Below are 21,275 nucleotides of genomic sequence, written 5' to 3' on the forward strand. Positions count from 1 at the left end.
ATGACAGCCGCCCACGAGCCTTCTTCCCCGCCGTCCCTCGACGCTTCCCCCGGCCGCCCCGCGGCGCGCCTGATCCTTGCGCTGTTGCGCGAAAGCCGCGTGTCGCTCACGCTGGCGCTCACCGCATGCGTGCTGAACGGCGTCGCGAGCGTGCTGCTCATCGCGACGCTGAACCGCGCGCTCGCGCAACCGGGCGCGGCCGATGCGTCGCTCGCGTGGCGCTTCGCGCTGTGCGCGGTGATCGCGCTCGTCACGCGGATCGTGTCGGGCACGTTGTTCGCCCGCCTGTCGCAGGACACGATGGCGCGGCTGCGCGTGCATCTCGCGCGGCGCGTCGGCGCGGCCGAGCTGCGCGACATCGAGCGGATCGGCGCCGCGCCCGTGCAGTCGGTGCTGACCGACGACGCGACCAACGTGTCGATGCTGTTCTTCGCGCTGCCGAACCTGGTGATGCACGGCTCGATCGTGTTCGGCTGCCTCGGCTATCTCGCGTGGCTGTCGTGGCCCGTGTGCCTGCTGGCGCTGGCCGCGATCATCGCCGGTTCGCTCGGCTATCACACCGGCGACCGCCGTGCGATCGCGTCGCTCGAGGCGGCCGGCCAGGCTCAGGACCGCCTGTTCGGCTATCTCGGCTCGCTGTTTTCCGGCGCGAAGGAACTGAAGCTGCACGATGCGCGCGCACGCCAGTTCGTCGACGGCCAGCTCGGCGCCGCGATCGGCGAAGTGCGCGACCACCGCCGCCGCGCGTTCAGCGCGTACGCGGTCGGCGTCGGCTGGATCATCTTCCTGTTCTATGTGTTCCTCGGCGTCGCGTCGTTCTGGCCGCAGCTCGGCGTGCATGCCGATCCGAGCGCCGCAGCCGGCTACGTCGTCGTGTTCCTGTTCATGCTCGTGCCGCTCGACGGGCTCCTGAACAACCTGCCGACCGTCAACGCGGCGCGCGTGTCGCTCACGCGGATCGAAGGCGTGATGGCCGAATTCGGCGCGCTGCGCACGGTGCCGCCCGCGACCGACGCGCCCCACGTGCCGCCGGCCGGCGCAGTCACGCTGCGCGGCGTCACGCACGCTTATTTCCACGAACGCGACGAACGGATGTTCAGCATCGGGCCGATCGACCTGACCATCGAGCCGGGCGAGCTCGTGTTCATCGTCGGCGGCAACGGCAGCGGCAAGACGACGCTCGCGAAGGTGCTGACGGGGCTCTACGAACCCGAGGAAGGCACGATCGAGGTCGACGGCCGGCCGATCGGCTGGCGCGAGCGCGCCGCGTACCGGCAGCGCTTCAGCGCGGTGTTCAACGATTTCCACCTGTTCGATGCGCTGCTCGGCATCGTCGATCCCGACGCGCCGTCCCGTGCGCAGGCCGATGCGCGTGCCAACGCGCTGGTCGCGAAGCTCGCGCTCGACCACAAGGTGAAAGTGGTCGACGGCGCGTTCTCGACCCGTGCGCTGTCAACCGGGCAGCGCAAGCGGCTCGCGCTCGTCGTCGCGTACCTGGAGGACCGGCCGTTCTACCTGTTCGACGAATGGGCGGCCGACCAGGATCCGTCGTTCAAGGCCGTGTTCTACGAGCAACTGCTGCCCGAGCTGCGCGCGCGCGGCAAGGCCGTGATCGTGATTACGCACGACGACCGTTATTTCGATCTCGCCGACCGGCTGCTGAAGCTCGACAACGGGCGCATCGTCAGCGACACGCAACCCGCGCGCCTGCGTGCGCAGGATGACGTCGATGCGCTGAGCGCGTAAAACGGCAGTCGATGGAGATCGCCGACGCGCTGCAATGGCAGTGCGTCGGCGATTTTCGTTTCAGAGGGGAATGCGGTTGGCGCGATGGAAAGGCTTGGGTCATCCACCGTGAATCAAGCCGATAACAACGCCCTGCTCGCCAAAACGGCGTGATCCGCCGATCAACCTCCGCACGCTCAACGCGCGGCCGGCAGCTTCAGCATCGTATCGGTCATCACGTCGGCCAGCTTCAGCGCCGACATCGGCCCGCCGAACCCCCAGATATTGCGCTCGATCAGCGCGATCCGGTGCTCCTTCAGCGCGGGCACGAAACGCCACACCGGCGAATCGAGTTTCGCCGACAACGGCACGTCCATCCCCGATGCGGTCACGAACAGCACGGCCAGGTCGCGCTGCCTGAGCAGGTCGGCCGACGTCACGTACAGCGTGCCTTCCCGCGTCGGCTTGTTCGGCCACGGATCGAGCCCGAGCGCACGCGCGAGGCCCGCCGACGTGCTGTTGCCCGTATAGGCCCAATAACGGTCGGGCAAGCCGAGATCCTGCAGCAGCGCGATGCGCTCGCCCTTTCGCCCTGCGGCCGCGAGCCGCGCCGCGTTGTGTGCGATTCCTGCATCGAGTTGCGCATCGACCGCCTGCGTGCGCGCGTCGCGCCCCGTCACCACGCCGATCGTCCGGAAGATCCGCCGCATCCAGTCGAGCTGCGTGACGGGCACGCCGCCGTCGGACACGTTCGGGCTGAACTGGAACAGGACCGTCGGCGCGATCCGGTCGAGCGCGTCGAAGATCGGCGCATGCCGGAAACCGACGCCGATGATCAGGTCGGGCCTGACCGCCGCGATCGCCTCGAGCCCCGGCTCCTGCCGCGAGCCGATGTCGGTCACGTGCGCGAGCCGGTCGCTTTCGTAGCCTAGCCAGCCCGGATAGAACGCCGTATCGGCCATTCCGACCGGCACGATGTCGAGCGCGATCACGCTTTCCGCGAACATGAAGTCGAGCGCGACCACGCGCTGCGGCCGCACGGGCATCTTCGCGCTCGCCTGCGACACGACGGGATTGCCGGCCAGCGATACGGCGCCCGATGCACGAACGCCCTGCGCGCCGGGTGCATCGACGGCCGCGGCAACGGCACCGGCCGACGCGGCAAGCGCGCCGCAGCACGCAGCGCCAAGCGCGGCGAGCGCGCCGAGTGCGTGCCGGCGGCCGGCGTGCGTCACCGGATCGCGTCCTGCCCGGCCAGCGCCGCGTCGTCCATCGTCAGTAGCAGGGGGCAGCTTCCACACAGTTGTGTTTCTCCAGGAATTTCGTAGCGCAGGCAGCACACGCGGCGTGCTCGAAACGGCGTCGGCAGCAGCGGCGAGCGCGGCACGGCGTCGCGCACGGGCACGCGCAGCGGATTCGATTCGCCGTGGACGCAGGCCGGACCGAACAGCCAGTCCGCGTCCCGGACGGGATCGGCCGCGCACGGCAGCGAACGGCACGTGTCGAGCAGATAGTCGAGCAGGTTGCCCGCGTTGCTCCACAGCACGCGCGGCGTGACGCGGCCCATCGCCGCGAGCAGGTCGATCACCGCGCCGAGATGCGCGACGAGCCCCGCATAGCGCGGCGCGGGTTCGTCGCACGGCGCGCCGAGCGCGTCCGGCGCGAAATACAGCGCGGCGGGCATCCCGTGGTCGAGCGCAACCAGCGTGCGCTCGGGCGTCATGTCGAGCGGCCGGCCGAGCGTCAGCGCGGCGACGACGCCGGCCGGCGCCGCGCGGCCGAAGTAGTACTTGCTCCATTGCGACATCAGCGCGCGCGCATGCTGCGCCGGATCGCCGCCGTAATGGCGGACCATCGCGTCGAGCACGGCGTCGCGGTGCGCGGGCAACGCGCTCACGGGCACGACGATCCGCCCCGGCGCGTGTGCGTCGTCGGGCATGCCGAGCCAGACGACGTCGAGGTGTTCGGCGAACGGTTCGGGCGCGAACGCCGAGAAACGCGTGGCGCGCGCGCCGGCGGGCAACGGCGTCATCGTCCCGCGCGCCGGGCGCGGCGCCCCTCGAGGATCAGCAGCCCGAGCAGGTACGGCGCACCGATCAGCGCGGTCAGCACGCCGGCCGGCACTTCGCGCGGCGCGACGACCGTGCGCGCCGCGAGATCCGCGACGCCGAGGATCAGCGCGCCGCACGCTGCCGCGAGCCACAGCCGCGTGCGATGCCGGCGCGCGCCGAGCATCGTCGCGACGTGCGGCGCCATCAACCCGATGAACCCGACCGGCCCGACCGCCGCGACGGCCGCGCACGCGGCGAGCGTCGCGATCGTCAGCGCGAGCGGCCGCAGCGCGGCCACCGGCAGGCCGAGCGCGGCCGCCTGGTCGTCGCCGAGCGCGAGCATGTCGAGCGGTTTCGCGAGCCATGCGAACACGGGCACCGCGAGCACGCACCACGGCAGCAGCATCGACACCTCGCCCCAGCTGCGGCCGTAGGTGCCACCGACGAGCCACACGACGAAGCGCGCGGGCTGCACGCTTTCCTGCGTGATCAGCCATTGCGCGAGCGTCGTCCACAACGCGCCGATCGCGATGCCCGTCAGCGCGACCGCGAGCGGCGCATAGCGATGCCGGTGATTCAGCGCGAGCGTGATCGCGAGCGACAGTCCGCCGCCGATCAGCGCGGCCGCCGCGAGCGTCACGTGGCCCATCAGCGGCCACGTCGACAGCGCGAACAGCGTGACGAGCCCGGCGCCCTGCGTCACGCCGAGCACCTCGGGGCCCGCGAGCGGATTGCGCACGACGCTCTGCATCGCGACGCCGCTGATCGCCAGCAGCGCGCCCGCGAGGAGCGCGCACAGCAGGCGCGGCATGCGCAGGTCGATCAGCATCCGCGCGAGCGCATCGTGACCGGACAGCGCCGCTGACCAGCGTGCGGGCGACAGCCATTCGGGGCCGGCCGACACGCCGACAAAAATCGCGAGCGCGCCGGCCACGACGAACAACGCCATGCGCAGCGGCCAGCCGAGCTGCTCGAGCCAGCCGACGAGCCGCGTCGAGCCGCCGCCCGCCGCGCGTTCGGCATCCGCATGCAGCACGCCCGACCACGCGGCGCCGCGCCGGATCATCGCGAGCATCAGCGGCGTGCCGACCAGCGCGATCGCGACGCCGGTCGACAGCGTCGCGTCGAGGCCCGACGCGAGCACTGCGCTGTCGGTGACGAGCACGAGCGCGCCGCCCGCGAGCGCCGACAGCGGCACCAGCACGCCGAGCCGCGCCGCGCGCGCGCCGCGCACCTGGCGCAGCAGGTTCGGCGCGACGAGGCCGACATACGACAGCGGGCCCGCGATACTCACGGCCACACTCGTGAACGCGACCGCGACGATCGTCGCGGCGAGCCGCGTCGCGTCGACGCGCACGCCGGCCGCGGCGGCCGCATCGTCGCCGAGCGTGAGCGGATTCAGCGGCCGGATCACGAACGGCAGCGCGAGCAGCGGCACGACGAGCCAGCGCGCGGCGAGCGCGAGGCCCGTCGCGCCCGGCTGGTAAAGGCTGCCGTTGGTCCAGAGCGCGGCACCCGCGATGTTCTGCTCGAAGAACGCGAGCACGAGCGTCGACAGCGCGGCGAACAGCAGCATGCACACGCTGCCCGCGAGCACGAGCCGCAACGGCGTCGCACGCCAGCCGCCGGCCGCGACGATCGCGCACGCGGCGGCGGCCAGCCCGCAGACGAACAGCAGCGGCACCGACGCGACGCCGGCCAGCGCCGGCACGAGCATCGCCGCGAGCAGGCCGAGCTGGGCGCCGCCCGTCACGCCGAGCAGGTCGGGCGACGCGAGCGGGTTGCGCGTCAGCGACTGGAACAGCGCGCCCGCGATGCCGAGGCAGCCGCCCGCGACGAGCGCGGCCGCGACGCGCGGCAGGTTGAGGTCGAACAGGAACACGTGCGCGAGCGCGGCGGCGTCGCTGCCGGGCGTCGCGTCCCACCACACGCGCAGATCGGGCGCGATGCGCAGCGCCGCGAGTATCGCGATCAGCGTGACGAGACCGAGCGCGATCGCGCCGGCCCGGCCCGGGGCCGCGCCCTTCCCCGTCGCCGCGAGGCGCTTGCGCATCGCGAACGTCGTCATACGGCGAGATCCCGGTCGAACACACCGGCCGCCTGCGGCACGCCGTCGGTCGACGGCCCGTAGGCCGGCACGCACATCGGCGCGCCCGTCTGCGGATGCGCGAGCTTCAGCATCTCGACGCCGAACGCCGCGCGCAGCCGCGCCGGATCGAGCATCGCATCGGGCGAGCCCTGCGCGACGAGGCGGCCCGCACGCATCAGCACGATCTCGTCGCTGTACGCGGCCGCCTGGTTCAGGTCGTGCAGCACCCACACGATCGTCAGCCCGCGCGCGCGGTTCAGCGCGCGCAGCGCGTCGAGGATGTCGAGCTGGTGATGGATGTCGAGATAGGTCGTCGGTTCGTCGAGCAGCACGATCGGCGCCTGCTGCGCGAGCGCCATCGCGATCCACGCGCGCTGGCGTTCGCCGCCCGACAGCGCGCCGACGTCGCGATCCGCGTCGCCGGCGAGGCCGCTCGTCTCGAGCGCCTCGTCGATCGCCGCGTGGTCGGCCCGCGACAGCCCGCGCAGGAAGCCGCCGTACGCATAGCGCCCGTACGCGACGAGTTCGCGCACCGTGAGGCCCGACGGAATCTGGTTGAACTGTGCGAGCATCGTCAGCTCGCGCGCGAGCGCGCGGCGGCGAAACGACGCGAGCGGCCGGCCGTTCACGTCGACATGGCCGGCCCGCGCGGGCTGCAGGCCCGCGAGCGTGCGCAGCAGCGTGCTCTTGCCGCAGCCGTTCGGTCCGCACAGCGCGGTTACGCGGCCGGCCGCGATCGACAGGTCCAGCCCGTCGATCACGACATGGTCGCGATAACCCACCGTCAGCCCGCGCGCGGCAAGCGCGGCGGTACTACGCATCATCAATCCTCCGTTCGGTCGCGCGGGACCGTGTAGCTCTGCGCCATCGCGACGACGACCTTGCGCGGTCCCTCGAACGGGTCGCGCGCATGCGCGGTCAGCATGTTGTCGAGCATCAGCACGTCGCCCGTGCGCCACGGGAACACGATGCGCTGCTGATCGAGCACGCCGCGGATCTCCGCGAGCGCGTCGGCCTCGAGCGGTTCGCCGTCGCCGTAGTACACGTTGCGCGGCACGTTCTCGAGCCCGACCGCGTCGACGAGCGCTTCCTGCATCTCATCGTCGAGCGCCGACAGGTGGAACAGGTTCGCCTGGTTGAACCACACGCGCTCGCCGGTGCGCGGATGGCGCGCGACGGCCTGGCAGCGTTCGCGGGTGCGCAGCAGCAACTCGCCGTCATCGTCGGTGCGCCATGCGCATTCGATGCCGCGCGCCGCGCACATCCGCTCGACCTCGGCCGGCGCGTCGGTGCCGAACGACTGCTGCCACGGCAGGTCGAGCCCCTGTCCGAAATTGCGCACGTACAGCAACTCGCGCCGCTCGAAGCGCGCGACGAGCGCCGGATCGAGCGAGCGATGGACGGCACGGCTGTCCGCGATCGGCGTCGCGCCGCCCTTCGGCGCCGCGAGCGCGCAGTGGAACCAGATCCGCAGCGGCCATTCACGCGTATACGACTGCTCGTTGTGCAGCGGAATCGCGCGGTGCGGCGGGTATTCGGTCGACGTGTAGACAGCGCCTTCGACCTGGCTGCGCGGCGTCGACGCGTATTCATAGCCGATCAGCGGATCGCCGAACGACGCCGCGAACTGCTGGAACGCGTCGATCGACGGCACGTGAAAGCCCGTGAACAGCACGCCGCCCGCCCGTTCGAGCGTGTCGGCCGCGATCTCGCGCGCCAGCGGCGCGACGTCGTCGATCGACATGCCGTCGCCGCCGCGCGGCGACACGACGGTGGGCAGCCCCGGCTCGATACGCAGGTCATCGAGCGTCGGCAACGAAAGCTGGGTCATGCAACGTCCTCTTCAGGTAGCGCGCCGCAAACGCGGCGCAGCGGGTCACGATGCGCGCTCGTCCATCGCACGGCGCAGGCTCGCGGGGCGCATATCGGTCCAGACGGTCTCGATGTGCGCGAGACAGTCGGCCTTCGGGCCGCGCACGCCGACCTCGCGCCAGCCGGCCGGCACGGGCCGGAACGTCGGCCAGATCGAATACTGTTCTTCGTCGTTGATGACGACCGTATGGACGAGATCGTCGGTGTCGGCGGAAGGCGTCGGGGCTTGCGTCATGATCGGAAATCGCTGGGACGGTTGAAGGAGGCGAAGCGGCAGATTCGGCCGCTCCTGTCTGATAGACGATTGGCCGTCGCGATTTTTTACCGCCGCCGCGCGCGGCCGCCCAGGAAGACCGGGCACGCGACGCCGCGGTGGCACGCGTCGAGGCATTCCGCGCAGTGACGCTCCGCGTCGCGCACCATGAAATGCACGAGCGTCTGCGACACGTTCAGCGCGCGCGCCGCGGTCTGCAGCGTCTCCTCGCGCAGCCGCACCATCTCGAATGCCGCACGGCTGCGCGCCGGCAGGTCGTCGAGCGCGGCCCAGACGCGCCGCAGCGTGTCGCGCGTCATCAGCGCGGCTTCCGGCGTCGGCTCGGGCGACGGCACGTCGAAGCCGTCGTCCTCTTCCGTGTGATAGACGTTTTCGAGGCTTTGCCGGCGGCATGCGTCGATCGACGCATTGCGCACCATCCGCGCCACATACGCGACCGGCTGACGCACCGCGTCCTGGTTCGGGAATTCGACGAGCTTCACGAACACGTCGTGCACGACGTCCTCGGCGCGGCTCGCGCAGCCGACGAAGCCTCGTGCGACATTGACGAGCATCGCGCGATGCGAGATCAGCACGTCGAGCAGCGCGCCCTGCGCGCGGGGCTCCGCGGCACGGCGCGCACGCGGCGCGGCGCGCGGCGGCAGGTCCGGATAACTGCCGAGGAACGGGTTCGCCGTTGCCGCCGCCGGTCGGTCGAGCACTTCCGCCATGGCCATCGATCTGCTCCGTCAAATTCCGAGATAGGGAAATTTAACGTAAACGCAAATCATTCTCAATACTATTACCAGATAACCCTTTCAGTCGTCAGGATTTGTCTGAACAATTTCCGGAATCGTTGCCCGGGCAGGCGGGACGCGCACGCGGCGGGCGCGTACGGCTTGCACCCGGCCGACACAGGCTTTCACGTATCTGACGAAGTGCCTGCACCGGTCATGTGCGGTAGCAACTTATTACCACGTGAAATTTTGGGGGCTCGTACGATCGACTTGCCGTTTCCAAGGGAGAACAACATGAAATCCATCGTGTTATCCGCTGTCATGGTTGGCGCGCTGTCGAGCGTGATGCTGACCGGGTGCGTCGCCTATCCTGGCCCTGCCGAAGTCACGCTCGGCTGGCATGGCGATCGTTACTGGGACGGAAATCGCTACTGGGAGCGCCGCGACTGGGAAGCCCAGCATCGCGGCGGACGTGACGAACGCCGCGATGACCGCCGCGACGATCGCCGGGACGACCGTCACGACGATCAGCGGCCGCAGTGGTAATGCCCTGCCGCTCCCGTGACCCGCTAGTCAACGACAAGACCTCAACACGAAGACGATACTCAAAACCCTGACCGTCGCGGCGCTCGCTGCCGCCGTGCTCGTGCCGGCCATCGCCGAAGCGCATCCTCACCGCGTGTGTCACTTCGACCATCACCATCACAAGGTTTGCCGCTGGGTGCGGTAAACGAAACAAGGCGCCGGAGAACCGGCGCCTTGTTTCATCGCTTCACCTGCATGCGACCACGCTCGCTAGCGTGCGGCCGGCAGCAGCAGCCGGCATTGCGCGAGCCGCGCCGGGTTGACGGGCATGCGGCAGACGCCTCGCCGTACCGCTACGTTCGGCTTCGCCGCCAGCATGCGTGACGCCACCTTCGGTTGCACCGCCCGTACCCGCAATGCGTCGGCGCCCGGGCTCGCCGGCGGCAACGCGCGCAGCGTCGCCGCATCGATGTGCACTTGCCAGAACTGCGGCTTCGCGTCGAGGTCGCCTTCGCGATAGCCCTGCCCCGTGATGGTCTGCCCATCGGGGCTCATGCCGATCACACCGGACAGATTCAGCGTGCCGACCGACAGGCCGGCCGCTTCGAGCAACGCAACGAGGCTGCGCATGCCGCTTTGTGGCGTCCAGACGAAGACACGCGTGCCGTCTATCTGCCCGTTGCTCGATTCTCCGACCACGACCCGCCCGTCCGTGCTGATCGACGACACGTAGCTGCTGTTGTCGCCGTCGAGAAAACCGAGACGCTGGATGCTGTCGCCGCCGTTCGTCCACAGCACGGCCTCCGAGTCGACCCGTTGCCCATCCGGCGTGACCACCAGGGTGCCGAGCGAGCCGGCGATCGTTCGTTCGTCTTCGGTCACGCCACGGGCCATATCCATTCTGGCCTCGCCCACGCTGATCGTCGGCAACAGTCGCTCGCCGGATTTTTCGGTCCACAGGAGTGCACGCGAGCCATATACGCCGTCGACATTGCCAGCGAACCCGGTTGCCGCACTACCGGACGGGTTCATCGCCAGCAGGTGCACGAGATAGTCGCCTCCCGATGGCAACTCGCGGAAACCGGTCCGCTCGTCCCACAGGAACCGTGCATTCCGGCCGCCGGTCGCCGTGAAGCCGCCCGTCATCCTGGAGCCGTCGCGGTTCGCGACTTCGACTGATCCGCCCCGGCCCGCCGTACTCGGAACGAGTTCCTGTGTGCGACCGTCGCCGGGCCATCGCACCGCCCATCGATCGAGATTGCTGCTGTTCGGCTGGAGCGCGCTGATCGAGCCACCGATCACCCGGCCATCGGCCGACACCGTCTGTGCCAGCACGTCGTAGACATTCGCCGGTGCGGCCAGCCTCTGCCAACCCGCCGCGGCCGACCACGAGAAGGCCATTGAGCCACCGGGCTGTGCTTCGCTCCAGTAGGAGCCGATGATCGTCTTGCCGTCCGCGCTGACGGCATAGCCGTCGTACCGCGCATCGCGCGGCCCGCCCAGGTCGCCGAGCACGGTCAACGAATACCCGCCTGCCGATACCGTCTGTGCGTGAACCACGCTCATTGCCGACACGGCCAGCACGGCCGTGACGACGTTGCGTCTCAGATGCATCCCCTTCTCCTCCGTCAGTTCGTCAATGAAAGTCCGGTGCAAGCGACGTGTTTCTCGACACACCCCGCTCATGCCGCACAACGCTCAATACAGGAAAATCCGGATCGTCGCGGACGCGTCGAACGGCCCGATCTTCGGTGGTCCGAACGACTTGAGCACCGCGTCGAGCAACACGGTCTGATTCGCGACGTTGGCCGCAAACTGCGTGAGCGTGAACTGCTTGTTGAACTCGATCGCCTTGCCCTGGCTGTCCTCGAGGCCGATACCGAAGTTGCTGTCCTTCGCCGGTACCAGCAACCCGTTCTGCACGGTGCCCTTGGTCGCCTCGAAATAGCCGTCGACGCGGATCGGGATGCTGCACTTCTTCGTCAGCGACAGCGAGAACCGCCGGCGCGGCACGGCCGGAAGGAAACCGTTGCCGGACGCCTGCACCTGGCCGAAATTGACGATGCCGGGCTCGGGCGTCACGAGCACGTCGACGAGGCAGGGCGTCGGCTTCAGGCGCGACAACCCGCTCAGCCGGTATTGAAAACTCGATCGGGCCGCATTGAGGCCATCCCTCCCGTCGAACTGGAAGACCGCGTAGATATCGTTCGGCGGCTGCATCCATTGACCCTTCTTGCGCACCACCACCTGATAGGTAATGCTGAGCGGCACCTTCTCGCAGCGCCCCCGGTCAAAGTCCCGTTGCGAACACGTGCCCACGGTGGTGGTGGTTTCCACGCGCGCGCTCGGCCCGCTACCCAGGCCGAAATAGTCCTGGCCACCATAGCGAATACCGATCTCCAGCCCCCAGGCGGCAGGATCCTGCGACCTCGGGTTCGCATAGAAGTAAACCTTCTCGGCAAAGTTCAGTGCATTCCCGCCGTAGTCCTTGTAGCAGTACCCCGTCGTCGTGCGCGGCGACGATACCCAGATCACGTACCCATCCGGCGCGTCCGTCGGATACGATGCGACACCGCCGATCGGCTCGGTGAGCGAATCCGCGCCGCCGTCGCTCAGGCAGCGCAGCGCCCACGCCGGCTGCACCGCCGCGATCAGCATCGCGAGGACGACCCAGCGCAGCCACGTCGCGAGCGACGACACGCGTTGTCTCGCGCCCCCGCTCATTTCTTCACGCTCTTGCAAGCACCGGCCTCACACGCATACTCGACCGCCACCTGGCCGCCGTAATCGTCGACATGCGTGACGAACAGCGTCGTCGGCATCGCAGCCTTGAACGGTACGTCGGCCGTACTCATCGGGCTGACCATCACCGGGTCCAGCGGCACGGGCGTCTTCTGCGCACCCGAGCTCACGTCGACCACCGTCACGTGGTACGGCGTCGGGTTGTCGAACACCAGCTTGTGCGCGGTCGTATCGACCCGCAGCGTCATCGGCAGCGTCCAGTCCTCGTCGCGTACCGGCCGCACGGACTTCGGCCGGTAGAACAGCTTCATCTGCGTATGCAGCGCGATCTGCAACGAGTTAGGCGTATCGCTCTTCGGCGGCACTTCGCGGATGTTCAGGTAGAACACCGTTTCGCGATCGGCCGGCAGGTCGGCACCCGGCAGCTTCGCGATCCGCAGCACGTTGCGCTCGTTCGCCTCGACGCGTTGCAGCGGCGGCACGACCATCAGCGGCGACGTGACCTTGTTGTGTTTCGCGTCCTCGAGCCACGACTGCACGAGATACGGATAGGTCGTGCTCTTGTTGGTGATCGTGACGATCGCGGCCTGTTCGCCTTCGTTGAAGATCACGCGCGTGCGGTCCGGCACGATCGCCGCCTGCGCGGTGCCCGCGAGCAGCGCGCCGGCGGTCGCGAGCACGCACCATGCGCGCCGCGGGCAAGAAAGGGAGAAGGATTGGTTCATCGCTGGATCCGTGAAATCATCGTTCGACCCGCGCGGCCGCTGCATGCGACTCGCCGGGCGTCTGGCACGTCACCGGGATCGGCGTGCCTTCGAGTTGGAGCTGGTTCGGCAGTGCGTCGACCGTGCAGAGCGTGCGTTCGCCCGCCCGCACCGCGAGCGTGGATTTCGGCTGAACCTGGGTCAGGAACGCCGCCCCACCCTCGCCGACGATGCCGAGCTCCTTGCCGTTCGCCGCGTCCTGCACCGACGCGCCGAACGGCAGCGGCTTGCCGGCCGCGTCGGTCAGCGTCAGGTACAGGTTGCTGCCGCGCGCGGCGGTGAACTTCACGAAACCGATCGCGCCGTCGGTCAGCACCATGCGCTGGATCGGGTTCGTCACCTGCACTTCGAGCGGCAGCTTCTCGACGTTGACGGTCGCGTCGTACACGTTGTACGGCGAGATGCCGTCGAGCACCGCATAGCCGCGCGAATTGGTATGCGTGAGCGAGCCGGACAGCGGCACATCGGGCACGCCGTCGGTCGACACCAGCAGACGCGTATCGCCCGCATTGCCGTTCGCGTGCGCGGAGAGGCCGTACTGCGTCGCGACGAACGAGCCGTCGACTTCAAGCGACGCGGCCGCATACGAGTTGGCAAGCGTCGACGCCTGCGCGGTGAGCTGGTACGCCGACGTGCGCTGACGGAAGCTCGCGTTTGCCGATGCGCGGCCGTTGGTCGCACCCGTGTTGATCTGGTAGGTGCGGCCGTCCGAATCGTCGTAGATGTAGCCGGCGTTCACGCTCGTGCTGCCGCTGCCCGTCGTCACGTTCGACGTGACGGTGTGGTTGACGCCAATCGGCAGCGTCGCGGTGACGGAGAACTGGTTGCCGCTCGCGCCTGCACTCTGCGTGCGAAATGCCGACACGTTCACGCTCAGGTTACGCAGCGTGCCGACCGAGAACGAGCGCGTCAGCGTGATACCGACGCGCTGCTCGGACGCGCGCGCCCAGTAGGTCGTCTGGTCGTACGAGAAATAGGTCGACGTGTCGCCGAAGCGCTTCGACATCGATGCCGAATAGCGCTGCTTGCTGTTGGCAAGACCGTACGAGGTCGGGTCGCCCGTGAACTGCGCGAAGTTCGTGTATTCGCGCTCCGAAAAACGGTAGCCGAAGAAGCGTACGTCGGCATCGAGCGTGTCGAAGTGCTTCGAATAGTTGACGCGGTACGAGTTGCCGTTGCGCGTCGCGCCGTTCCACCACAGGCGCGCCCGCGCATGCGTGACGTCGGCCGACAGCGCGCCGAACGTACCGAAATCGCGGCCGACGCCGAGCGCGATCGACGTATAGCCCGACGCGGCGATGAAGCCGCCGTACACGGTTAAGTCCAGCGGCAGGCCATACGCGGCCTCGCCGAAGCCGAAGAACGGCGTGATGCCGGCGCCGCCGAACAGGCGCGGCTTGCCGAGCGCAGCCTTGTAGCGCAACTGCCCGGTACGCGCGAGGAACGGCACGGCGGCCGTCGTCACCTGGAAGCGCTGCACGCTGCCGTCCTCTTCCTCGACCGCGACGTCGAGCGTGCCCTGCACGCTCGTGTTGATGTTCTGCAGCGCGAAGGCGCCTGGCGACACGCGCGTCACGTACAGCACGCGGCCCGCCTGCGACACGGTCACGGTCGCATTGGTGCGCGCGACGCCCGAGATCAGCGGCGCATAGCCGCGCAACGCCGGCGGCAGCATACGGTCGTCGCTGCGGATCGACGCGCCCGTCAGCGCGAACGTGTCGAAAATGTCGGAGCTCAGGTAGTCGTCGCCGAACGTCGCCGTCGACTGGATCGACGGCAGCGCGCGAAATGCGTAAAGCCGGCTGAAGCGGAACGTGCGGTCCGCGTACGCCGTGTTACCCGCGTTCGATTGCGCCTGGTAGTCGCCGCGAAAGCGCCACGCATCCCAGTTCGCGCCGATCGTCCCGTAGGCCTGGATCGAATTGGTCTGTCCGCCTGTCGCACCGAAATTGCGATTCGTGTTCACGAGCACGCGATAGTCGAGCATCGCACCAGGAATGCCTGCAGACCAGTTCTCGGGCGGCAGGTAAGTCGAATCGGTGAACTCGAGCGCGGCCTGCGGAATCGTGATCCTGAGCCGCCCGTCGCTCTTCAGGTAACGCACGGTCGCCCCTTCGATCGCCGTCAGGTCGACGCAGCTTCCGCCCTGGAAGCGCGGCAGGTCCTTCGCAAGCGACGGCTTCAGGCCGAACCGCGCGACGAGTTCCGGACGCAGGCATGGCTTGCCCGCACCGGACGCGTCGACGGCCACGAACTCGATCGCCTGCAGCCCGAGGAACAGGTCGTTGACCTGCACGTCGAGCATGTACTCGCCCGGCAGCGTGAAGTCGGCCTGCGAGAACTGCGACAGGTCGACGTTGCCCGTTCCATCGATGTCGAGGAACGACGAATTGAATTCCGTCGCATGGCCCGGGCTGCCGACGACCAGCACGGAGACGCAAAGGAAGGAATGTCTGATTCGCACGCGGCGCTACCGGAAGTCCGAGGAGAAGAAAACGGGGAGGAAAGAAGAGGAAGGGATGCATGCACCCCTCCTCCGATACGGGCGCTTACTCGTAGCGAACCGTGAAGTTCGCGACGCTGTCGGCCGTACCCGGCGTCACGCCGGCTGCCGTCGCTTCGTAGCGCGCCGAGAACTTCACGACGTTGTTGCCGTTCGACAGCAACGTCGGCGCTGCTTGCTCGACGCCGTTGTCGACGTCTTCACCCGACGCGCCCTGCAGGCGGATGCCGACGTTGGTCGCGGAGCCGATCGTCGCGAGCAGCTTCGGCTGCGTTGCGCTCGACGAGCCCGTGAACGTGAACTTCGCCTGTTTCGAAACGCTGGTGTCGCAATCCGTCAGCTTGATCTCGAAGCCAACCGGCGCGGACTTGTCGCCAGCCTTCGTGAACGTGTGAGTCGGCACCTTGCCGAGCTGCACGGTCTGGTTGACCGAGCCCGAATCGATGCCGCATGCGCCCGCGACGATCTCGCCGGTGAAGTTGATCGTGCCGGCGCCCGCTGCGAAGGCCGAGGTCGACAGGGCCGCGAGTGCGACAGCGGTCAGGAGGGATTTTTTCATGACGTTTCCCGTAAGGAGTACAAATGGAATGGACGACGTGGCGGACACAAACGGCAGCGTGTGGTTGGCTCCCGTCCGTCACGAGGCAGCATTATCGAGATAATCTTGAAAGTTTTCTGTAAATCATTGTCAAATGCCTCTGACAATGTTCGATTTACCCCTCTAAACCCGCACTATTTCCTGTCGATTTTCAATCCCGCCATTTTTATCCGCAGTCCTTTTTTATTCGACGGAAGCAATTGAAGATTAAATATATTTCCGACAATCAACCAACACCACCCCGCCGATCCTTGCTGACATTGGCCCCCACAAGATCCATCTAAAAAAGACAAAACATTGTCCGGCGCCGCCATCGTTGTCAGTCGACAACGCCAATATCAAATCATTTTCAACAAACAGGAAATTAACCGGCGACTCAATCAATTCGATTTTTTCGCGCAAACGATTGCGACGTGAATACAAACGTTTTGCTGCGACACTTTGCCACCCTCATTAATTCCAATGCATGGATTAATTCGACCGTCAATTCCAGGTCGGAAATCGCGTGCGTGCACGGCCACCGGGACCCGACATCCGGGCCGCATCGCAGGGGAGGAAATGGGAAAAATGAACCGCACACGTTTGCGCCGGATTGCGACACGAGCGGTCGCCGGACGCGGGCCGTTCCGGAACGCGCACTTGCGCGTTGCTGCAGGATGAAAGACGTCCTGGCCGGCCTGTCGGTGGGGAAAGATAGCGCTGGAACAGCGATATCGGTCGAAGGAGGCGGCGACGGCACGTCGCATCGAACCGCCGCCGTCTTGCCGCCCGACGCGCTGTCGTGTCGGGCGACGGGTATTACGCGGAAGCCGCGGCCTCCACCGACGCCGGCGACCAGCCGCCGCCGAGCGCGCGGTACAGCGCGATCGCATTCGCGAGCCTGAGCTGCTTGAGCCGGATCAGCTCCTGCCCCGACTCGTATGTGCTGCGCTGCGCGTCGAGCAATTCGAGATACGTCGCGACGCCACCCGCGTAGCGACGCTCCGCGAGCTTCAGCCGCGCACCGTCCGCCGTATACACGTCCTGCTGCGCGGCAAGCTGGCGATCGATCCAGTCGCGCGCGGCGAACGCGTCGGCTACTTCGCGGAACGCGGTCTGCACCGCCTTCTCGTATTCGGCGACCGCGATGTGCTTGCGCGCGTTCGCGACATCGAGGTTCGCGCGATTGCGTCCGCCCGCGAAGATCGGCAGCGTGAGGCGCGGCGCGAACGTCCACACGCTCGTGCCGCCCGCGAACAGGCTCGAGAACGCGTCGCTGACCGAGCCGTAGTCGGTCGTCAGCGCGATGCGCGGGAAGAACGCCGCACGCGCGGCGCCGATCTGCGCGTTGGCGGCCCTCAGCCGCGCCTCGGCCTGCCGGACGTCCGGCCGCCGTTCGAGCAGCTCGCTCGGCGCGCCCGGCGCCACGGGCGCGATCGACAATGTGTCGAGCGCGGTCGCGTCGCCCGGCACGTTGCGCGCGAAATCGCCCGCGAGCAACTGCAGCGCCCGCACGGCCTGCGCATGCTCGCGCTGCAGCGCGGCCTGCGACGCACGCGCGGATGCCACCAGCATCTCGGCCGAACGCAGCTCGATCGCGTCGCTCGTGCCGGCCGCGTAGCGACGCTGCGTGAGCGCGGCCATCCGTACGCGCGCGTCCAGCGTGCGCTGTGCCAGCGCGAGCTGCTCGTACAGCGAGCGCTCCGATACATACGCGCCCGCCACTTCGGCGATCACGCCGATGCGGACCGTGCGCTGCGCGTCGGCCGTCGCGAAGTATTCGGCGAGCGCCGCATCGGACAGGCTGCGCACGCGGCCGAACAGGTCGAGCTCGTACGCGCTGACGCCGACGCCCGCGCGATACAGCCCGCTGATCGCGCTTTCGCGCACGACCGGATCGTACTGGCGCACGCGTTCATAGCCGAGATTCGCATCGACCGACGGCATCAGGTCCGCGCGCTGCACGCCGTACAGCGCACGCGCCTCCTCGAGCCGGCCGGCCGCGATCCGCAGGTCGCGGTTGTTCGCGAGCGCCGCATCGATCCATGCCTGCAGCGCCGGATCGGTGAAATACGCCTGCCAGTCGTCGAGCAGCGCGGCATCCTGCGCCGCGGCCGGTTCAGCGGCCGGCGCCGTGCTGCCGTCCACCGGCGCATAGGTCGCCGGCACCGGCGCCGCCGGCCGTTCGTAACGCGGCGCGAGCGAGCAGCCGGCGAGCGCCAGCGCGGCGGCCAGCGCGACCTGAACCCGCAGCGCGGCGCGTGCATTCAGCGCAAACATCATGGCGAACCCTCCATCGTCGCCGGCTGCGCCCCGCCGCGCCGGCGCGGGCCGACGTCGAACAGGCGGCCGACGATCACGAAAAACAGCGGAACGAGGAACACCGCGAGCACGGTCGCCGTGATCACGCCGCCCAGCACGCCGGTGCCGATCGCCATCTGCGCGCCGGACGCGGCGCCCGACGCGAACGCGAGCGGCAGCACGCCCACGCCGAACGCAAGCGACGTCATCACGATCGGCCGCAGCCGCAGGCGCGCGGCCTCGAGCGCGGCGTCGACGAGCGACATGCGCTGCGCGACCAGGTCCTTCGCGACTTCGACGATCAGGATCGCGTTCTTCGCGGACAGCCCGATCGTCGCGATCAGCCCCACCTTGAAATAGATGTCGTTCGGCATCATCCGCAGCGTGACGCCGAGCACCGCGCCGATCACGCCGAGCGGGACGACCAGCATCACCGCGAACGGGATCGACCAGCTCTCGTAGAGCGCCGCGAGCGCGAGGAACACGACGAGCACCGACAGCGCGAACAGCATCGGCGCCTGCGCGCCCGACAGCCGCTCCTCGAACGACTGCCCCGACCATGCGTAGCCGATGCCGGCCGGCAGCTTCGCCGCGATCCGCTCGATCGCGGTCATCGCCTCGCCGCTGCTGTGGCCTTCCGCGGCCGAGCCGTTGATCGTGAACGACGGATAGCCGTTGTAGCGCGTGAGCTGCGGCGGCCCGAGCGTCCAGTGCAGCGTCGTGAACGCCGCGAGCGGCACCATCTCGCCGCGCGCGTTGCGCACGCGCAGCTTCTTCACGTCGTCCGGATCGAGCCGGTGCAGCCCGTCGGCCTGCACGATCACGCGCCGCACCTGGGTGCCGTGCATGAAGTCGCCGATATAGTCCGAGCCGAACATCACCGCGAGCGTCGTGTTGATCTCGTCCATCGACACGCCGAGCGCGGAGGCCTTCGCACGATCGATATCGAGCTTCAGTTGCGGCGCGTCCTGCGTGCCGGCGAACATCAGGTCGGTGAGCGCCCGGTCCTTGCCGCCCGCCGCGAGCAGTTGCTCGCGCGCGGCGCTGAACGCCGCGTAGTCGAGACCGCCGCGGTTCTGCAGCCGGAAGTCGAAGCCGCTCGACGAACCGAGATCGGGCAGCGCCGGCGAGTTCATCGCGAACACCGTCGTGTTCGGCGTGCCCGCGAATCGCTCGTTGATGCGCGCGACGATCGCCTGCACGTGATCGCGCCCGGCCTTGCGCTCCTTCCAGTTCTTCAGCGTGACGAAGATCATCCCGCCGTTCGGCCCTTCGCCGTACAGGTTGAAGCCGCCGAGCGCGAACGTATACGCGGCCGGCTCGTCGTGGAGGATAGTCGACTCGACTTCGCGCACGCTCTGCATCGTTTCCGCGAGCGGCGTGCCTTGCGGCCGGATCACCATCACCATGAAGTTGCCCTGGTCCTCGTCCGGCAGGAACGCGGTCGGCAGTTGCGTGAGCATCAGCGCAGCGGCCGCGGTCAGCGCGCCGTACACGACGAGCCAGCGCACCGGCTTCTTCAGCATCGCGCCGACCCGCGTCGCGTAGCGCTGCGTCGCACGCGCGACGAAACGGTTGAACCAGCCGAAGAAGCCGCGCTTCTCGTGATGCTCGCCGGAGACGGGCTTGAGCAACGTTGCGCACAGCGCGGGCGTCAGCGACAGCGCGAGGAAGGCCGAGAAACCGATCGACACCGCGAGCGACAGCGCGAACTGCCGGTAGATGTTGCCCACCGCGCCGCCGAAGAACGCCATCGGCACGAACACCGACGTCAGCACCACGGTGATCCCGATGATCGCGCCGCTGATCTGCTTCATCGCCTTCACGGTCGCGTCGTAGGGCCCAAGCCCTTCCTCGACCATCAGCCGCTCGACGTTCTCGACGACGACGATCGCATCGTCGACGAGGATGCCGATCGCAAGCACCATCCCGAACATCGTCAGCACGTTGATCGAGAAGCCGGCCGCATACATCACGCCGAACGTGCCCGCGAGCGCGACCGGCACGACGAGCGTCGGGATCAGCGTCGCGCGCAGGTTCTGCATGAACAGGAACATCACGAGGAACACCAGCACGCCGGCCTCGATCAGCGTCGTGACGACCTTGTTCATCGACACGCGCACGAACGACGACGTCTCGTACGGGATCTGGTATTTCACGCCCGGCGGGAAGTACCTGGACAGCTCGTCCATCGTCGCGCGCACGCGCTTCTCGGTCGATACCGCGTTCGAGCCCGGCGCGAGCTTGATGCCCATCCCGGTCGCGACCTTGCCGTTCACGTACGACGGATAGTTGTAGTCGTTGCCGCCGAACTCGACGCGCGCGACGTCGCGCAGGTAGAGCGCGGAGCCGTCGGCCTGCGTACGCAGCGCGATCGCGCCGAAATCGGCCGGCGTCTTCAGCGGCGCATCGGCGAACACGGTCGCCGCGATCGGCGCGCTGGCCGGCACCGCGCTGCGGCCGATGTCGCCGATCGTCACGCGCGCGTTGTGCGCGCGCACGGCCGACGCGATCTCCGACGCGGTGAGGCCGTGCCCGGCCATCTTCACCGGGTCGGGCCAGATCCGCATCGCATATTCGGCGCCCCAGAACTGCACCTTGCCGACACCCTCGACGCGGCGCAGCGCCTGCACGACGTTCGCCGACGCATATTCGCCGAGCCTCACGCTGCTCATCCGCCCGTCGTCGGACGTCAGCGACACCACGAGCTGGATGTTGTCGGCGGCCTTCTCGACCTGGATGCCGTCGCGCCGCACGGGTTCGGGCAGCCGCGCCTCGACCGTCTTCAGCCGGTTCTGCACTTCGACGGCCGCGAGATCGGCGTTCACGCCCTGCTTGAACGTCAGGTACAGCGACGCCATCCCGGCGCTGCTCGTCGCCGACGTGTACATCAGCCCCGGCGCGCCGTTCATTTCGCGCTCGATCAGCGCGGTCACCGATTCCTCGACGACCTGCGCGGACGCGCCGGGGTACGTCGCATAGATGCTGACGACGGGCGGCGCGATGTCCGGGTACTGCGCAACGGGCAGCGTGCGGATCGCGAATGCGCCGCCCAGCATGATGAAGATTGCGATCACCCACGCGAAGACGGGGCGATCGATGAAGAAACGTGCCATGGTGGTTGGGTTTGAACCGG

The 21,275-nt window shown here is 68.3% G+C and carries 17 protein-coding genes; 3 read left to right on the forward strand and 14 right to left on the reverse strand.

Annotation, left to right across the window (positions count from 1 at the left end; translation table 11 throughout):
* Nucleotides 1–1,746 carry a cyclic peptide export ABC transporter gene (locus tag BFF94_RS13850; protein ID WP_128845494.1) on the forward strand — a complete coding sequence of 582 codons (1,746 nt, stop codon included), beginning with the start codon at nucleotides 1–3 and terminating at the stop codon, nucleotides 1,744–1,746.
* A 176-nt stretch (nucleotides 1,747–1,922) separates the two neighbouring features.
* On the opposite strand, the gene BFF94_RS13855 is transcribed toward BFF94_RS13850, so the two are convergent.
* The 7 genes from BFF94_RS13855 to BFF94_RS13885 form a co-directional block, all read right to left on the reverse strand.
* Nucleotides 1,923–2,960 (reverse strand): ABC transporter substrate-binding protein, encoded by a 1,038-nt coding sequence (locus tag BFF94_RS13855; RefSeq protein WP_219139460.1) that lies wholly within the window; start codon nucleotides 2,958–2,960, stop codon nucleotides 1,923–1,925.
* Nucleotides 2,957–3,757, reverse strand: a complete 801-nt coding sequence (gene fhuF, locus BFF94_RS13860; protein ID WP_219139461.1) for a siderophore-iron reductase FhuF — start codon at nucleotides 3,755–3,757, stop codon at nucleotides 2,957–2,959. Before fhuF ends, BFF94_RS13855 begins: the two co-directional genes overlap by 4 nt.
* The gene (gene fhuB / locus BFF94_RS13865) at nucleotides 3,754–5,844 is read right to left on the reverse strand and encodes a Fe(3+)-hydroxamate ABC transporter permease FhuB (protein WP_219139462.1); all 2,091 of its coding nucleotides are present in this window, start codon (nucleotides 5,842–5,844) and stop codon (nucleotides 3,754–3,756) included. Before fhuB ends, fhuF begins: the two co-directional genes overlap by 4 nt.
* Complete coding sequence (locus tag BFF94_RS13870) at nucleotides 5,841–6,689, reverse strand: ABC transporter ATP-binding protein (protein ID WP_128842510.1); 849 nt, start codon at nucleotides 6,687–6,689, stop codon at nucleotides 5,841–5,843. Before BFF94_RS13870 ends, fhuB begins: the two co-directional genes overlap by 4 nt.
* Nucleotides 6,689–7,696 (reverse strand): TauD/TfdA family dioxygenase, encoded by a 1,008-nt coding sequence (locus BFF94_RS13875; RefSeq protein WP_128842509.1) that lies wholly within the window; start codon nucleotides 7,694–7,696, stop codon nucleotides 6,689–6,691. The genes BFF94_RS13870 and BFF94_RS13875 overlap by 1 nt, the downstream gene beginning before the upstream one ends.
* A gap of 45 nt (nucleotides 7,697–7,741) precedes the next feature.
* Nucleotides 7,742–7,972, reverse strand: a complete 231-nt coding sequence (locus tag BFF94_RS13880) for an MbtH family protein (RefSeq protein ID WP_128842508.1) — start codon at nucleotides 7,970–7,972, stop codon at nucleotides 7,742–7,744.
* An 86-nt stretch (nucleotides 7,973–8,058) separates the two neighbouring features.
* Nucleotides 8,059–8,727: an RNA polymerase factor sigma-70 gene (locus tag BFF94_RS13885; protein ID WP_128842507.1), complete on the reverse strand. Its 669-nt coding sequence runs from the start codon at nucleotides 8,725–8,727 to the stop codon at nucleotides 8,059–8,061.
* A gap of 294 nt (nucleotides 8,728–9,021) precedes the next feature.
* On the opposite strand from BFF94_RS13885, the gene BFF94_RS13890 reads away from it, so the two are divergent.
* Both BFF94_RS13890 and BFF94_RS37850 read left to right on the forward strand, forming a co-directional pair.
* Complete coding sequence (locus BFF94_RS13890) at nucleotides 9,022–9,273, forward strand: hypothetical protein (protein WP_128842506.1); 252 nt, start codon at nucleotides 9,022–9,024, stop codon at nucleotides 9,271–9,273.
* A gap of 55 nt (nucleotides 9,274–9,328) precedes the next feature.
* Entirely contained in the window at nucleotides 9,329–9,457 is a 129-nt protein-coding gene (locus tag BFF94_RS37850) for an HHHH-motif protein (protein ID WP_246637307.1), read from the forward strand.
* A gap of 65 nt (nucleotides 9,458–9,522) precedes the next feature.
* Here the strand turns inward: BFF94_RS37850 and BFF94_RS13895 are convergent, their stop codons facing one another.
* From BFF94_RS13895 to BFF94_RS13925, 7 genes are all read right to left on the reverse strand, one after another.
* A complete protein-coding gene (locus BFF94_RS13895) occupies nucleotides 9,523–10,767 on the reverse strand; it encodes a calcium-binding protein (RefSeq protein ID WP_246637308.1) in 1,245 nt (414 codons plus the stop codon).
* Nucleotides 10,768–10,950: 183 nt separating this feature from the next.
* Nucleotides 10,951–11,976: a fimbrial protein gene (locus BFF94_RS13900; protein WP_128842504.1), complete on the reverse strand. Its 1,026-nt coding sequence runs from the start codon at nucleotides 11,974–11,976 to the stop codon at nucleotides 10,951–10,953.
* Nucleotides 11,973–12,719 (reverse strand): fimbrial biogenesis chaperone, encoded by a 747-nt coding sequence (locus tag BFF94_RS13905; protein ID WP_128842503.1) that lies wholly within the window; start codon nucleotides 12,717–12,719, stop codon nucleotides 11,973–11,975. The genes BFF94_RS13900 and BFF94_RS13905 overlap by 4 nt, the downstream gene beginning before the upstream one ends.
* Before the next feature lie 16 nt (nucleotides 12,720–12,735).
* Nucleotides 12,736–15,222, reverse strand: a complete 2,487-nt coding sequence (locus tag BFF94_RS13910) for a fimbria/pilus outer membrane usher protein (RefSeq protein WP_504740292.1) — start codon at nucleotides 15,220–15,222, stop codon at nucleotides 12,736–12,738.
* An 85-nt stretch (nucleotides 15,223–15,307) separates the two neighbouring features.
* The gene (locus BFF94_RS13915) at nucleotides 15,308–15,820 is read right to left on the reverse strand and encodes a fimbrial protein (RefSeq protein ID WP_128842501.1); all 513 of its coding nucleotides are present in this window, start codon (nucleotides 15,818–15,820) and stop codon (nucleotides 15,308–15,310) included.
* Between the two features lie 837 nt (nucleotides 15,821–16,657).
* Nucleotides 16,658–18,118: an efflux transporter outer membrane subunit gene (locus BFF94_RS13920; protein WP_219139483.1), complete on the reverse strand. Its 1,461-nt coding sequence runs from the start codon at nucleotides 18,116–18,118 to the stop codon at nucleotides 16,658–16,660.
* A complete protein-coding gene (locus tag BFF94_RS13925) occupies nucleotides 18,118–21,255 on the reverse strand; it encodes a multidrug efflux RND transporter permease subunit (RefSeq protein ID WP_219139463.1) in 3,138 nt (1,045 codons plus the stop codon). Before BFF94_RS13925 ends, BFF94_RS13920 begins: the two co-directional genes overlap by 1 nt.
* Nucleotides 21,256–21,275 lie beyond the last annotated feature (20 nt).

The sequence above is a fragment of the Burkholderia catarinensis genome (assembly GCF_001883705.2).
Taxonomy (GTDB): domain Bacteria; phylum Pseudomonadota; class Gammaproteobacteria; order Burkholderiales; family Burkholderiaceae; genus Burkholderia; species Burkholderia catarinensis.

Excerpts from the sequence above, each read along its gene's own strand:
- BFF94_RS13850 (WP_128845494.1), top strand. The coding sequence starts at position 1 with ATGACAGCCGCCCACGAGCCTTCTTCCCCGCCGTCCCTCGACGCTTCC.
- BFF94_RS13900 (WP_128842504.1), bottom strand. The coding sequence starts at position 11,976 with ATGAGCGGGGGCGCGAGACAACGCGTGTCGTCGCTCGCGACGTGGCTG.
- BFF94_RS13875 (WP_128842509.1), bottom strand. The coding sequence starts at position 7,696 with ATGACCCAGCTTTCGTTGCCGACGCTCGATGACCTGCGTATCGAGCCG.
- BFF94_RS13920 (WP_219139483.1), bottom strand. The coding sequence starts at position 18,118 with ATGTTTGCGCTGAATGCACGCGCCGCGCTGCGGGTTCAGGTCGCGCTG.
- fhuF (WP_219139461.1), bottom strand. The coding sequence starts at position 3,757 with ATGACGCCGTTGCCCGCCGGCGCGCGCGCCACGCGTTTCTCGGCGTTC.
- BFF94_RS13925 (WP_219139463.1), bottom strand. The coding sequence starts at position 21,255 with ATGGCACGTTTCTTCATCGATCGCCCCGTCTTCGCGTGGGTGATCGCA.
- BFF94_RS13905 (WP_128842503.1), bottom strand. The coding sequence starts at position 12,719 with ATGAACCAATCCTTCTCCCTTTCTTGCCCGCGGCGCGCATGGTGCGTG.
- fhuB (WP_219139462.1), bottom strand. The coding sequence starts at position 5,844 with ATGACGACGTTCGCGATGCGCAAGCGCCTCGCGGCGACGGGGAAGGGC.
- BFF94_RS13890 (WP_128842506.1), top strand. The coding sequence starts at position 9,022 with ATGAAATCCATCGTGTTATCCGCTGTCATGGTTGGCGCGCTGTCGAGC.
- BFF94_RS13870 (WP_128842510.1), bottom strand. The coding sequence starts at position 6,689 with ATGATGCGTAGTACCGCCGCGCTTGCCGCGCGCGGGCTGACGGTGGGT.
- BFF94_RS13885 (WP_128842507.1), bottom strand. The coding sequence starts at position 8,727 with ATGGCCATGGCGGAAGTGCTCGACCGACCGGCGGCGGCAACGGCGAAC.
- BFF94_RS13915 (WP_128842501.1), bottom strand. The coding sequence starts at position 15,820 with ATGAAAAAATCCCTCCTGACCGCTGTCGCACTCGCGGCCCTGTCGACC.
- BFF94_RS13880 (WP_128842508.1), bottom strand. The coding sequence starts at position 7,972 with ATGACGCAAGCCCCGACGCCTTCCGCCGACACCGACGATCTCGTCCAT.